The following is a 13,426-nucleotide window of genomic DNA, read 5'->3' on the forward strand; positions in this document are numbered from 1 at the left end:
GCCGCGCAGACTATCGCGGGACGAGCCCGACGCGCATCGTCCCGGCGAGCGGCTCGGGGGACTCCCCCTTCGCCCAGTCCACCGGCCCCTTCACGAAGCGCTGCTTCAGGTGCGGCAGCACGAAAGTGCTCCACGCCTTGTCGAAGTACGCGTACGCCGCGTCCCAGTCCGTCCCCTCCCCCCAACCGAGATGGGTGAACCGCAGCCTCGTGCGCCCCTCGCCCGCCGGTTGAAGCTCGACGACGACCATCGTGCGCTGCCCACGGATCGCCGGGATGGACGGCGGCGCGTTCCAGGTGAACGCGAGCCGCCGCTCCGGCTCGAAGGCCAGGATGCGCATCCCGTCGGCCCCGCGCATCCCCGGCTCCGCCTTCGGGTTGAAGAAGATCTCGTACGCTCCGTCCACCCGGGGCTCGATGTGTGCGCCGGGGGCGAAGAAGCTCGTGACCCCGGCCTCGGTCGTCCAGACCTTCCAGACCTCGGAGACCGGAGCGGGAAGCTCGAACTCCGCGCGCAGGATCCGATCGGAGGCCGCGGCCCCCGTCACCGTGAAGATCGCCGCCAGCACGCACGCCGCCCTCATCGCGCACCTCCCGCCGCCGCCGTGTAACGGCCGAGCACCCCTTCCCATCCGCCGCTGTACCCCTCGCGGGTCGCGGCGGCCTCGGCGCCGAGCTTCTGCCATCCGCGATGCTCGAGTTCGACGCGCGTGCCGTCCCCCTCGGGAACGAAGCGGACCTCGAGCTCCTGGGCCGTGTCGGCCCCGCGGCCGGGGTGCCAGGTCACGACGAATCGCCCCGGCGGCTCCCAGGCGAGGATCGTCCCCCAGACCGAGCGCTCCCCCGCGTCGCTTTCCTCGAAGAGGGCGCCCCCCACGCGCGGCTCGAAACCGCATCGGACCGCCTTCCCCTCGAACACCGAGTGGGTCGCCAGCGGCCACCACGACGCCATCCTCGCGGTGAAAAGGTCGAAGGCCTGTGCCGGCGGGATCGGCACGACCCGCGTCTTGCGCAGCGGCTCGAGGTACGGGGCGATCGGCTCAACGTTTCCCACGGCGCGCCTCCTCCTCGAACGCCCCGAGGGCGTCGCTCCAGAGCGCGTCGAGATAGCGGCGGAGCTCCTTCAGCCCCTTCACCTCGACGCGGTAGATCCGGCGCGTGCCTTCGGCCCTGGCCTTGACGAGCCCGGCCTCCTCGAGGACGCGCAGGTGCTGGGAGACCGCCGGGCGCGAGACGTCGAGCCCGTCCGCGAGCTCCCCCACGGCCCGCGGCCCCTTGCGCAGCCGTTCGTAGACGGCGCGGCGCGTGGGGTCGGCGAGGGCCTCGAGCGCTCTTTGGTAAGCCATGGCTAACTGTTACTGCCGGCTTACCGAGTTGTCAAGGAAAAATCAGGGCCGCTCGAGCCAGTCCAGCGCCGCCTCGAGCCGGTCGTTCCCCCAGAACAACTCGTCTCCGGCGAACCAGGTGGGAGCACCGAACACCCCGCGACGCTCCGCCTCGTCCGTCCGGGCTCGGAGCAGGTCCTTGGCCGGCTGCGCGCCCGCGGCCGCGAGGGCGCGTCCCGGGTCGAGGCCGAGCGGCTCGAGGCACGCCGCGATCGTCGCGGGTTCGGCGATCTCGCGGTCCCGGGCGAAGTTCGCGTCGAACACCGCCCGGACGAACGCCGGAATCCAGGGCTCACCCTCGTGCGCGCAGCAGACCCGGGCGGCGAGAAGTCCGTTCCGGGGGAACGACGAAGGCCTCCGGAACGGGATGCCCAGCCCCGCGCAGATCCTCTCGACGTCGCGCCACATGTACGCGCCCCGCCGCGGGTTCAGGTTGAACGGGGAGTCGCTCCACCCCTGCAGCCGGAAGATCGGGCCGAGAAGGAACGGCCGGTACGCGAGCGCGACCCCGCGTGAGGCGGCGAGCGCCTCGACGCGCATCGCCGCCGGGTAGGAGTAGGTCGATCCGAAGTCGAACCAGAACTCGAGGGTGCGCACCGCTACCGCGCCGGCGCCTCCGCCGGGTAGTTCACCTTCGTCCCCTCGGCGACGCGCAGCTTCCGGAACTCCGCCAGGATCCGCTGCGTCATCGGACCGGGCTTCCCGGTGCCGATCGTGCGGCCGTCGATCATGACGACGGGAACGATCTCGGCTCCGGTCCCGGTGAGGAAGACCTCGTCGGCGTTGTAGAGGTCGTGCAGACCCATCTTCGTCTCGCTCGACGGGATGCCCTGCGCCTTCGCGATGTCGAGGACCGCGTCGCGGGTGATGCCGCCGAGCGCCCCTTCGAGGAGGTCGGGGGTCTTCAGCGTGCCGTTCGCCCAGATGAAGATGTTGTCCGCCGTGCACTCGGCGACGCGCCCCTGGTGGTTGAGCATCACCGCCTCGACCGCCCCCGCGCGCTTCGCATCGAGCTTGGCCATGATGTTGTTCAGGTAGTTCAGCGACTTGATGCGGACGTCGAGCGCCTGGATCGGGATGCGGCGCACGTGCGAGGTCACGAGCGGCACGCCCTTGTCGTAGAACTCCTGCGGGTAGAGCTTGATCGAGGCGACGATGATCACGACCGTCGACCGCGGGCAGTTGGCGGGGTCGATGCCGAGGTCCCCCGGGCCGCGCGAGACGACGAGGCGGATGTAGGCGTTTTTCTGCTCGTTCGCCGAAACCGTCTCGCAGACGGCCTGCATCATCTCGTCCTGCGTCATCGGGATCTCGAGGGCGAGGGTCTTCGCCGAGCGGTACAGGCGCTCGATGTGCTCCCTGAGCCGGAACACGTTCCCCTCGTAGACGCGGATCCCCTCGAACACGCCGTCGCCGTAGAGGAACCCGTGGTCGAACACGGAGATCCGGGCGTCGTCCTTCGGATGGAGCTTGCCGTCGACGTAGATCTTCACTGCTAGAACCTCCTGAGCGTCGTGGGCTCCGATGCAAGCATCGAATCCAGGAAATACCGGTGGACCTTGGCCTCGGCGGTGAGCTCCGGGTGGAACGTCAACGCGGTCACGCGCCCCTGGCGGACCGCCACGGGCTCCCCCTCGAGGCGGGCGAGGACCTCGACGTCGCGCCCGAGCTCGACGAACCGGGGCGCGCGGATGAACACCGCCTCGACCTCTCCGCCGAACGCGGGAGAGGCGAGGCGCGTCTCGAACGAGTCGATCTGGCGGCCGTAGCCGTTCCGCTCGACGACCGCGTCCAGCAGACCCAGGCTCGGCTGCGCCGGATGCCGCACCTCGCGGGCGAGCAGGATCGCTCCGGCGCACGTGCCGAGGATCGAATTCCCGCGGGCGTGGAACGCACGAAGCTCCTCGAACCAGGGCTCGTCCTCCATCAGGTTGAGCAGCGTCGTGCTCTCGCCGCCGGGGATCACGAGCCCGTCGAGGGCGTGAAGCTCGGCGACCCTGCGCACCTCGACGGCGGTCGCGCCGACGCGACCGAGCGCGCGCACGTGCGCGGCGAAGTCCCCCTGCAAGGCGAGCACGCCGACCGTCGCCACTACCAGCCCCGCGTCTGCATCAGCTCCGACTCCGGGAGCTTGCCGGTCTCGAGACCGGGCATCGCCTCGCCGAGTCCCTTCGAGACCTCGGCGACGACCTTCCAGTCGCGGTGGTGGGTCACGGCGCGGACGATCGCCTTCGCGCGCTTGGCGGGATCGGCGGACTTGAAGATGCCCGACCCGACGAACACCGCCTCGGCGCCCAGGTGCATCATCAGCGCCGCGTCGGCCGGAGTCGCCACCCCGCCCGCCGCGAAGTTCGGAACGGGGAGCTTGCCTTCCGCCGCCACGAGCCGGACGAGGTCGTACGGGGCGCCGAGGTTCTTCGCCTCGGTCATCATCTCCTCCGGCCCGAGCGTGGTGAGCCGCTTGATCCCCGAGACGACGGCGCGCATGTGGCGCACGGCCTCGACGATGTTGCCGGTCCCGGCCTCGCCCTTCGTCCGGAGCATCGCCGCGCCTTCGCCGATCCGCCGCAGCGCCTCGCCGAGATCGCGGCAGCCGCACACGAAGGGCACCGAGAAGGCGAACTTGTCCACGTGGTACGCCTCGTCCGCGGGCGTGAGGACCTCGCTCTCGTCGATGTAGTCGACGCCCAGCGACTCGAGCACCCGCGCCTCGGCGAAGTGCCCGATGCGGCACTTCGCCATCACCGGGATCGAGACCGCGTCCATGATCTCGAGGATCATCTCCGGGTCGGACATCCGGGCGACGCCGCCGTCCTTGCGGATGTCGGAGGGGACGCGCTCGAGCGCCATCACCGCCGCGGCGCCCGCGTCCTCCGCGAGCTTCGCCTGCGACGCGTCCACGACGTCCATGATGACGCCGCCCTTGAGCATCTCGGCGAGCCCGGTCTTGAGCCTCAACGTTCCCTTGTTGCCTTCGGTCATGGGGCCACCTCGTCAGACGAGCGGCACGGCTTCCATCGCCGCGCCCTCGCGTTCACGCCAGCCGCCCGGGACGCGCTCGCGCAGCAGCGCTCCCAGGACGGAAATCCCTCGTTCGATCTGTTCGGGGGTCACGGCCGAGAAGGTCAGCCGCATCGTGTTCCTGCCGCCGCCGTCGAAATGGAACAACGACCCGGGGTTGAGCAGCACGCCGCGCTCGCGCGCCGAGGCCGCGATCTCGTCGCCGTCGACCCCCCGGGGGAGCGTCACCCAGACGAACAACCCCCCTTCGGGGCTCGACACCTCGACGCCCTCGGGGAACGAGGCGGCGATCGCCCGCAGCATCGTGTCCCGGCGGCTGCGGTAGGCGACGCGCGTCGCCTCCAGATGATCGGCCAGCGAGCCCTCCTCGAGGAACGCGTGCAGCGCCGCCTGCAGCAGCAGGCTCGTGCCGTGGTCCTCGATCTGCTTGAGGAGCGCGAGCCGCGAAAGCACCGGTCCGGGCGCCGCGAGCCACCCGATGCGCAGCCCCGGAAGGAGCTTCTTCGAGAAGGTGCTCAGGTGGATCACGTGCCCGCCGCCGTCGAGGGCGTGCAGCGTCGGGATGTCCTCGCCCTCGAGGCGCAGGTCGCCCGCCCAGTCGTCCTCGACGACGGGACAGTAGTGCCGGCGCGCGAGGTCGAGGATCTCCCGCCGGCGACCCTCGGGCATGACCCGGGTCGTGGGGTTGTGGAACGTCGGCTGCAGGTAGAGCAGGCGCGGGCGGTGGCGCTCGAGCGCGCGCTCGAGGAGGTCGGGGCGCATGCCGTGCGCGTCCGACGGGACGCCCACCAGCCGCGCGTCGAGCGAGGCGAGCACGCTCAGGGCGCCGGTGTAGGTCGGCTCGTCGAGGACGACGGCGTCCCCCGGATCGACGAACGCCCGGAAGACGAGCTCGATCGCCTGCTGCGAGCCGTTGGTGATCAGGATGTCCTCGGCCGCGGCGCGGCTGCCCCGACGGCGGAGATCCGCGGCGATCGCCTCGCGCAGCGGCGGGTACCCCGCGGGAGGACCGTAGGCCAGGACGTCCCCCCCCTTCTCCTTGAGCACGCGGTTCATCGCGCGCCGGAACGCCTCGGCGGGCATAAGGTCGGGTGCGGGGAACGAGCCGGCGAACGAGATCCCTTCGTTGGAGATCGCGACGCGGTAGACCGACGCGAGCCCGGCGACTCCCGGACCCTCGACCGCGCGCGAGAAGGCGGTGAACCACGACGCGCTTTCGGCCCCGCGCTCGACGGGAGCAGGCGCTCCGACGAGGAAGGTCCCTCGGCCCGTGTGGCTGCGCGCGACCCCTTCCTCGACGAGCAGGTCGTACGCCGCAACCACCGTGTTCCGGTTGACCCCCAGCTGGAGCGCGAGGTCGCGCGTGGGCGGGAGCTTCCGCCCCGCCAGCACGCGACCTTCCTCGAGCGCGCGGCGGATGCCGTCGGCGATCTGCCGGTAGACCGGCGTCTCCGCGTCGAGGTCGATCTTGAGGCCGGGTACGGTCACTTGGACTCCCTGAACCGGTCTACTTGGCCTAGCCCTGACCAGATAATACGACGATTCTGCGCCGCTGCAACTGGTCCAATCTGGTCCAATCGATCTGTTAGAGTCTCGCGCGGTGAAGAACTGGGAAGAGCTGCACGAGGCCTTGCGGGATTGCGCGCGCCGCGCCCGCGACAAACACCTCACGATCGGGGAGGTCCTCGACGGTCTGGGGGAGGCGAGCTATCCGTTCCTGGCGATCCTCTTCGCCGTTCCGATGCTCGTCCCGGTGAGCCTCGGCCCCGTCGCCACCGCCGCCGGCATCAGCCTCGCGGCGCTGGGATTCCAGTTGATGACCGGGCGTCCGGAGCCTTGGCTCCCGAGGCGCGTCCGCGCCATCGTCCTCCCCGAGAAGGTCTGGCTCGTCCTGATCGGCGGGGCGCTGCGGCTGTTCACCTTCTGCCGGAGTTTCACGCGCCCCCGCGGCGAGCGATGGGTGACCGGACGGCGCGGCCGGATCCTCGGCGGCGCGGTCATCGGCACCGCGGGGTTCCTGATCGCGATCCCCTTCATCGGCGTGCCGCTGAACAACACGATCCCCGGGTTCGCCGCCGTCTTCGCGTGCATCGCCGAGCTCGAGCGGGACGCGGCGATGCTCTGGGTCGCGCTCGCGTGGCTCGTGCTCTCGGTCGCCTACTTCACGTTCGTCGTGTGGCTCGTCTTCGTCGTCGGCGTGAACGCCTTCGAGTGGCTGGGCTGGGGGAAGGGCTCCGCCTAGCGCTTCAGCGCCTCCGCGAGGGCGGCCTTCGCCTCCTCCGCCGCGCCGGACAGGTCGAGGCCGACGTAAAGCGACAGAAGCGCGGCCTTCGCGTTCAGGGCCGCCGCGTGTTTCGCGGGATCGAACGGCGTCGCCTTCCAGACCGCCGCCTCGAGCGCCGCCAGGCGATTGGCCCAGGATGCAAACGCCGCGACGTCGAAGTCCTTCCGCCGCGTGAGGGAGACCACCGCCGCCGCCAGGCGCTCGGGCTCTGCGCGCACGAACGGCTCCGTCGTCGTCTCGAGCTTCGCGGCGATCGCCTCGAGGATCCGCGCGGCCTGCGCCGGCGCGAGGTGCGGGCTGCGACCGAGGAACTTCAGCCAGTCGGCGGTGTGCGCGGCCGCATGCGCCCAGCCCGCCCCCTCGACCCAGCCGCGCAGGTCCTTCTCCCCGGCGAGGTACGTCAACGCCGCGTCGAGGTCGGCGTCGAACGCCGCCTTGTCGCGCCAGGGCTGCTTCAGGTCGGCGGCCGCGGCGATCGACAGCGCCAGCGCCGAGAACGAGCGCAGGAACACGCGGTCGTCCCCCGTCGCTCCGAGGCCGCATCGCAGGTGGTCCCGCCAGCGCGCCGTCGCCGCCGCGAGCGCGGCGTCGGAGACCTTCCGCTCGCGGTAGACCCACGCGACCACCGTTTCGAACCCCACGCCGTCGCGCACGTCCGGATCGCGCGAGGCGAACAGGGCGTCGAGCTCGAGGAACGCGGCGTCGGAAGGCGCGATCGACTTCCACGCCGCGGCGTCCCGCGTCGTCGGGAGGGTGCACGCGTCGAGGGAGGCGGCGGCGGCGAGCACGACGGCGGCGATCACGGGGCCGACGTTACCGCGGCAAGCGCCCTCGGTCGCGCCGGGAGCAGCGCGTCGATCTTCCGGAGCAGGGAATCGAGCCCGAGCCGGGTCGTCGCGGAGATGGCGAGGGCGCCGTGCCCGCGCGCGAGGGACGCGCGTTCCTCCTCGGGGACGAGGTCGATCTTGTTGAGGACCGTCAGGCGCGGAATCTCGTGGTACCCGAGGTCGGTCAGGATCCCCACGACGGCGGCGATCTGCTGCGGATGGTTCGGGTGCGAGGCGTCCACGAGGTGGACCAGCAGGTCCGAGCCCTCGATCTCCTCGAGCGTCGCGCGGAACGCGGCGACGAGGTCCTTCGGGAGATCGCGGATGAACCCCACGGTGTCGTTGATCACCACGTCGCGCTCGCGCGGCAGCCGCAGGCGCCGCGACGACGGATCGAGGGTCGCGAACATCCGGTGCTCGACGAAGACCTCGCTCTTGGTGAGGACGTTGAGCAGCGTGCTCTTCCCCGCGTTGGTGTAGCCCACGAGCGACACGACCGGGACGTCGCGCTCGCGCCGGCGCGAGCGCCGCTGCTCGCGCCGCGTCCGTTCCGCGTCGAGCATCTTCTCCAGGTTGCGGATACGGTCGCGTACGCGCCGGCGGTCGACCTCGAGCTTCTGCTCGCCGGGACCGCGGCCGCCGATGCCCCCCTCCAGGCGCGACAGCCCCGAGTCGCCGCGCGTCATGAGGCGCGGCAGCAGGTACTTGAGCTGCGCGAGCTCCACCTGGATCTTCCCCTCGTGGGTGCGGGCGCGGCGCGCGAAGATGTCGAGGATCAGCTGCGAGCGGTCGAGCACCTTGAGCGCGGTCGCCTCGGCGATCGCGCGCGCCTGCGCGGGGGTGAGGTCCTGGTCAGCGACGATGAAGTCGGCCTGCAGGCGCGTCGCCCGGACCATCAGCTCCTCGAGCCGCCCGGCCCCCATCCACGTCCGCGAGTCGTAGGACTGGCGGCGCTGGAGGATGCGGTCGACGACGGCGAGATCGCTCGAATCCGCCAGCTCGGCGAGCTCGTCGAGCGACTCCTCCGCGGCGTCGCGTTTTCCGGTCGTGACGTGGACGAGGATCGCGCGGCCGGCCTTCCCCGAGACCTTGGTCCTCGAGCGCCTCCGCTCGAACTCCTTCTCGAGCGCGCGGATCATGTCGAGGAAGTCGTCGTCGAGCTCGTACGCGGGGCGCGGGGGGAACAGGCGGTACCGGGCGCCGTCGGCGACGACGTCCCGGGACTCCCGGCGGCTCTCCTGCGGCGCCGACGGTTCGGCCTTCACCGACTCGTCGGCGGGGAGCAGGTGAGCGACGCGCACGGGGCCCGCCTCGCCCTCGGAACCGAGCGCGATCGCGGCCATCGCGTCGAGGCGGTGCAGCGCGATCGGCGTCAGGTCGGAAGGCGCGAGCGCCTCGTCCTTCTCCCGCGTGTAGACCCAGCGCAGGGTGCTGAACCGCTCGCGCCCCTTGGGCGCGCTCGGCTCGCGCGGGACCGCGACGCGTTTGGCGTCCCCCACGGCGACCGCCTCCACGCGCCCGAGCCGGTCGATGAGGACGCCCACACGACGGCCCACGAGCCGGTCGAGCTGCACGATCTCCCGCGCCAGGTCGTGCGACACGACGACCCCCGCGGGGATCCGGCGGCGGTAGAGGCGCTCGAGGCGGTCCTTCTGGATGGGGGAGAGTCCGGTCAGGTGGCCGTGAATTTCGGGAATCGGGCGGTACCTCCTGCGGTCGATGTTCTACGGTCGGCGCGGGAATTGCGCAACGTGGTTCACGGCTTCGCCCGGTCGCCCCCCTCCCGGGAGGTCGAACCCGGCGCGACCGGCGGCCGGAGCGGGGTCGCGATCGCGGTGAGCAGGTCCGGCACCGAAGGGTCGCGCTCGAGGCGCGGGTAACGCTCTCCCCCCGCGTAGTCGATCGCGAACGTGCGGAAGAACTCGCCGTTCCGGACGAGCACCTCGAACGGTTTTTTCGCCTTCACGGCCTCGCGCAGCCAGACCGGCTTGAAGCGCCGTCCGTTCACCGCGACGAGCTCCATGCCGGGTCCCACCCCCGCGGCGTCCGCGGCCCCGGCGCCGACGTCGACGAACGTCCCGGTCTTCGTGTCGACGACCGCGCCGATCGACCAGGTCAGGTCGAGCTGCTCCTTGACCGACTCGGCCGCCTTGGTGATCCGCGGGACCTCGGGTCCATAGGCGAGCTTCCACCCCGCCGCGGTGAGGCCGCCGAGCGGGGCGCGCTCGGCGACCCGCCGCACCCTCGCGTCGAAGAAGCCGCGCCAGTCGTACGCGACGACGTCCTGGAGCCCGGAGACGAGATCCTCGTACGTGTACGGCTTCACCTCGGGTTTCCCCTCGCCGCGGAAGAAGGCCTGCAGGAAGTCCTCGAGGCTTTTCTTCCCCTGCGACCGGGAGCGGATCACGACGTCCGCCTCGAGCCAGATCAGCACGCTCTCGGGGTAGAAGTCGGTGGAGCGGCGCCGGCTCTTCCACCCCGTCGACGCCTCGTAGAGCGACTGCGCGGAGGCGGCGGTGTCCACGATCGGCCGCCACGCCCTTCCGGCGCGCGCATCCTGCTCGGCGGCGGTGAGCGCGAGCTCCTCGCGGAAGTCCTCGACCGTGGCGAACCCCGCGCGCGCCGTGAGCACGGCGTCGAGGTAGCTCGTCAACCCCTCGTAGACCCACAGCAGCGAGCTGTCGATCGTCGCGCCGAAGTCGTCGAAGGTGACGCCGTCGGGACGGCGGTACTTCCCGCACCAGGCGTGCACCATCTCGTGGGCCAAAAGGCCGCGGCTGAGGATCATCACGTCCTCGTCGAGGAAGAAGCGCTCGCGGACGCGGTTGTCGCTCGACTCGTGGTGCTCGAGGCCGAAGTGCGCGACGTGGTCGCTCAGCGCGAGCAGGAAGCGGTACTTCCGGTACGGCCGCCCGCCGAACATCGCGCCGGTCTCGTCCACGAGCCGCCGCAGCGACGCCTCGAACGCCTTCGGGACGGCGAGCGCCTCCTCGGAGTCGGCCGCGATCGTGAGGAAGTGTCTCCCGGCGTCGTCGAGCGCGAGCTCCTTCACGTGTTGCCCCGCGATCACCGGCGAGTCGATCAGGGTCGCGAGGGAGACCGTCTCGAAGGTCACGACGTCGCCGTCGCGTTTCGCGGCGGCGAGCGCGCTCCCGTGTTTCCATCCCGCCGGCAGCCGGATCGACGGCTCGACCTGGACCTCGCCGCCCTTTTTCCCTTCGGGGTAGAGCGCCACGTAGTTCCACGAGAACACGGCGAGCTTCCCCGAAGCGGCGACCCCTCCGGTGAACTTCCCGTCCTCGGACGGGGAGAGGTACTCGACCGCGATCTCGAGCCGGTCGGCCCCCTCGGGGACCGTGCAGCGGAACCGGTAGAGGTCGAGCGGATCCCGCTCCCATCGGACGGGTTTCCCCCCCGCGGTCATCCGGATCCCCGCGAGGTCGGCGATCGGCCCCGTCGGCCCGTGCTCGCCGGGGAGCCACTTCGCGTAGCGCAGGGTCGTCTCGCCCGGCGCCGCCGGGATCGACAGCGTCGCGAGGAACAGCCGCCGCGGCGCCTCCGTCGCGTCCACGGCGATCCGGATCGGCGCGTCGGCGGCGAACGCCGAGGCGGTGAGGAACAACGTCGCGAACGTCGCGAATCGATTCACGATGGGAGCTCCTGTCCGTTCAGATCTTCCCCACGAAGTGCGTCCCGGCGCGCCCTTCGATGGCGAGCGGGAGGCTCTCCGGGTTCGTGATGAGCGCGCGCCGCCCGCCTCCGCGCAGGAACTGGATCACGGCCTCGATCTTGGGGCCCATGCTTCCGGCCGCGAAGTGCCCCTGGGCGAAGTAGTCCTCGACCTCCTCGAGCGTCACGGCGCCGAGCGGCCGCTGCTCGGGCGTTCCGAAGTTCACGTACACCTGCGGCACCGCCGTGAGGATGATGAGCAGCGCCGCGCCGATGTCCGAGGCGAGCACGCTCGAGGTGAGGTCCTTGTCGATGACCGCCTCGACCCCGACGTAGTGGTTGTGCTCGTCCTTGGTGATCGGGATGCCCCCGCCTCCCGAGGCGATCACGATGTGCCCGTGCCGGGCCGCGTCGCGGATCATCTCGCGCTGCACGACGCGCACCGGCCGCGGGGAGGGAACGACCCGCCGCCACCCGCGCCCCGCGTCCTCCTTGATCTTCCAGTTCCGCTCGTCGCGGCGGCGCTCGGCCTCCTCCTTCGGGAGGAACGGACCGATCGGCTTGGTGGGGTTCGAGAACGCGGGGTCCTTCGCGTCGACGAGCACCTGCGTGACCATCGTGACGACGTAGCGGCGGATGTCGCGCTTGCGCAGCTCGTTGAGGAGGGACTGCTGGAGGATGTACCCGAGGCTCCCCTCGGTCATCGCGACGAGCACGTCGAGGGGCATGTCCGGGACCTCGGTCTTGGAGAGCTCCTGCTGGAGGAGCAGCGCCCCGACCTGCGGACCGTTCCCGTGGGTGATGACCAGGTGATAGTCGCGCTCGACGAGGCTCATCAGCAGCGTCGCGATCACTTCGGCGTTGCGCTCGTGCTCGCCGATCGTCCCCGTCTCCCCCTTCTGCATGAACGCGTGGCCGCCCATCGCGACGAGCACGATGGGTCTTCCGTGCGGTTCGCCCATGGATCCTCCGGCGGGGAGTATAGAGGGGGTGGAAGCCCGGATTCACGAGACAGGGCGGCCGGCGATCATGCGTGGGTGCCTCCACGCGACCACGGCCCGCCCAGCGCCCAGCTTCCTACGAATCGCTCGCCGCGAGCGACCGCGAGGAGGATGGGTCCGGCGAAGACGGCGATCGCGTCGATCACGGCCGGGAGTTCCGGCGGTGGAGCGCTGCCGAGGAGCCGCCGGGTGAATCCCGCCCATTGAGCCGACTTCCCCGGAATCGCCGCGAACTCCCGGGTCAGGGCCAAGGGAAGCTCGCGCGGCACCTCCGTCCGACGCCGGGCAAAGGTGGCCTTGATGGCATCCGCGAGCACCGCCCCATCAAACGGCAGGCCGAGTGCGAGCGCATGCACGTCGAAGAAGTCCCGCATGCGGCTGTTGGCTGCGCCGAGGGCAACCATGGCGTGCACCTTCTCGGCAATCGCCGAGTCGGGCCGGTAGGCGCGCAGTCGCGGTCGCGGCAGATCCAGCAGGCTCGGGTACTCGATCCATTGGGGCTCCGGCACGACCGCGTCCCCGATACCGATGTCGACCTGCACCCGGAGTCGGGCTTTCCCGATTCGCGCTGTGAGCTCCACCCGCTGCCCGCCGTAGGCGTCCTCGACGCGGATAGCGCCAACCCGCAGGGACGCCGGGTCGAACTCGATGCCGTCGGGCTCAACCTGCTGCCCGCAGATCACGAGGAAGGTGTTCCGCAGCGATTCGGCATCGAGCTCGCCGAATCCGAGCAGGTCGGCGTCGCGCGTGGGGCGGATCGTCTCGCCCAGCCAGACGTAGAGCAGCAACGCACCCTTCAGCACGAATCGGCCGGCGTGCGGCGATCGCGCGAGCCGGTACAGCAGCCGCTCGCTCGCATAACGCACGAGCACGAGGTTGGGATCGATGCCGAGCCTCTTCGCGTGCTGGACGAGCCGGACCTGGACGGACTGAGCCAGCCCCGTCGTCACGCGACCACACTTTCCAGGTACGGACGCATGACGCGCTCGACGCGGCAGGCGCGGGCGGCGCGATCGAGGTCGGCCATCGTGAAGCGGCGATCGCGCCACGCCTCGCGCAGCGCCTCCACGGCAACGTCGATGCCGACACGGTTTCGGGCCTTGAAGAGGTCGGCGATCGTCTTGGCGACGCCGTAGACGCGAACGCGCTGGCGCTCGATCTCGTGGACCTCGATCCCTTCGCGAAAGTCGGGTCCGCTGAAGTGGACGATTCGCAGGCGGAGATTCGCGACCTTCGGCGA

Annotated in this window: 15 protein-coding genes; 1 reads left to right on the plus strand and 14 read right to left on the minus strand. The window is 70.9% G+C overall.

The features are described 5' to 3' along the window. Positions 1 to 10 precede the first annotated feature (10 nt). Genes VF139_10410 through VF139_10445 form a run of 8 tightly spaced genes read right to left on the minus strand, consistent with a single transcriptional unit; the run spans position 11 to position 5,893 of the window. Positions 11 to 583, minus strand: coding sequence for an SRPBCC domain-containing protein (locus VF139_10410; protein HEX6851803.1), 573 nt, complete (start codon positions 581 to 583; stop codon positions 11 to 13). After that, positions 580 to 1,053, minus strand: a complete 474-nt coding sequence (locus VF139_10415; protein ID HEX6851804.1) for an SRPBCC family protein — start codon at positions 1,051 to 1,053, stop codon at positions 580 to 582. The genes VF139_10410 and VF139_10415 overlap by 4 nt, the downstream gene beginning before the upstream one ends. Further along, positions 1,040 to 1,345, minus strand: a complete 306-nt coding sequence (locus VF139_10420; GenBank protein HEX6851805.1) for a metalloregulator ArsR/SmtB family transcription factor — start codon at positions 1,343 to 1,345, stop codon at positions 1,040 to 1,042. The genes VF139_10415 and VF139_10420 overlap by 14 nt, the downstream gene beginning before the upstream one ends. Before the next feature lie 42 nt (positions 1,346 to 1,387). Further along, positions 1,388 to 1,981, minus strand: a complete 594-nt coding sequence (locus VF139_10425; GenBank protein ID HEX6851806.1) for a 2-hydroxychromene-2-carboxylate isomerase — start codon at positions 1,979 to 1,981, stop codon at positions 1,388 to 1,390. A 2-nt stretch (positions 1,982 to 1,983) separates the two neighbouring features. Continuing rightward, positions 1,984 to 2,877, minus strand: a complete 894-nt coding sequence (gene ilvE / locus VF139_10430) for a branched-chain-amino-acid transaminase (protein HEX6851807.1) — start codon at positions 2,875 to 2,877, stop codon at positions 1,984 to 1,986. 2 nt (positions 2,878 to 2,879) lie between these two features. Continuing rightward, positions 2,880 to 3,476 carry a pyridoxal 5'-phosphate synthase glutaminase subunit PdxT gene (pdxT, locus tag VF139_10435; protein ID HEX6851808.1) on the minus strand — a complete coding sequence of 199 codons (597 nt, stop codon included), beginning with the start codon at positions 3,474 to 3,476 and terminating at the stop codon, positions 2,880 to 2,882. Beyond that, a complete protein-coding gene (pdxS, locus tag VF139_10440) occupies positions 3,476 to 4,366 on the minus strand; it encodes a pyridoxal 5'-phosphate synthase lyase subunit PdxS (GenBank protein ID HEX6851809.1) in 891 nt (296 codons plus the stop codon). Before pdxS ends, pdxT begins: the two co-directional genes overlap by 1 nt. Positions 4,367 to 4,378: 12 nt before the next feature. Continuing rightward, positions 4,379 to 5,893, minus strand: a complete 1,515-nt coding sequence (locus VF139_10445) for a PLP-dependent aminotransferase family protein (GenBank protein ID HEX6851810.1) — start codon at positions 5,891 to 5,893, stop codon at positions 4,379 to 4,381. Positions 5,894 to 6,005: 112 nt separating this feature from the next. Here VF139_10445 and VF139_10450 point away from each other — a divergent pair, with 112 nt between their 5' ends. Next, positions 6,006 to 6,647: an exopolysaccharide biosynthesis protein gene (locus VF139_10450; GenBank protein ID HEX6851811.1), complete on the plus strand. Its 642-nt coding sequence runs from the start codon at positions 6,006 to 6,008 to the stop codon at positions 6,645 to 6,647. Here VF139_10450 and VF139_10455 read toward each other — a convergent pair. From VF139_10455 to VF139_10480, 6 genes are all read right to left on the minus strand, one after another. Continuing rightward, positions 6,644 to 7,492, minus strand: coding sequence for a DUF2785 domain-containing protein (locus VF139_10455; GenBank protein ID HEX6851812.1), 849 nt, complete (start codon positions 7,490 to 7,492; stop codon positions 6,644 to 6,646). The two genes, VF139_10450 and VF139_10455, sit on opposite strands and share 4 nt — an antisense overlap. Continuing rightward, a complete protein-coding gene (hflX, locus tag VF139_10460) occupies positions 7,489 to 9,117 on the minus strand; it encodes a GTPase HflX (protein ID HEX6851813.1) in 1,629 nt (542 codons plus the stop codon). Before hflX ends, VF139_10455 begins: the two co-directional genes overlap by 4 nt. 155 nt (positions 9,118 to 9,272) lie before the next feature. Then, positions 9,273 to 11,165, minus strand: a complete 1,893-nt coding sequence (locus tag VF139_10465; GenBank protein HEX6851814.1) for a hypothetical protein — start codon at positions 11,163 to 11,165, stop codon at positions 9,273 to 9,275. A 19-nt stretch (positions 11,166 to 11,184) separates the two neighbouring features. Continuing rightward, the gene (gene arcC, locus VF139_10470; protein HEX6851815.1) at positions 11,185 to 12,147 is read right to left on the minus strand and encodes a carbamate kinase; all 963 of its coding nucleotides are present in this window, start codon (positions 12,145 to 12,147) and stop codon (positions 11,185 to 11,187) included. Positions 12,148 to 12,212: 65 nt separating this feature from the next. Further along, the gene (locus VF139_10475) at positions 12,213 to 13,136 is read right to left on the minus strand and encodes a nucleotidyl transferase AbiEii/AbiGii toxin family protein (protein ID HEX6851816.1); all 924 of its coding nucleotides are present in this window, start codon (positions 13,134 to 13,136) and stop codon (positions 12,213 to 12,215) included. Continuing rightward, a partial coding sequence (locus VF139_10480; GenBank protein ID HEX6851817.1) for a hypothetical protein occupies positions 13,133 to 13,426 on the minus strand: 294 nt, incomplete at its 5' end. The genes VF139_10475 and VF139_10480, both read right to left, overlap by 4 nt.

This window comes from Candidatus Polarisedimenticolaceae bacterium (assembly GCA_036376135.1).
Lineage (GTDB): Bacteria > Acidobacteriota > Polarisedimenticolia > Polarisedimenticolales > DASRJG01 > DASVAW01.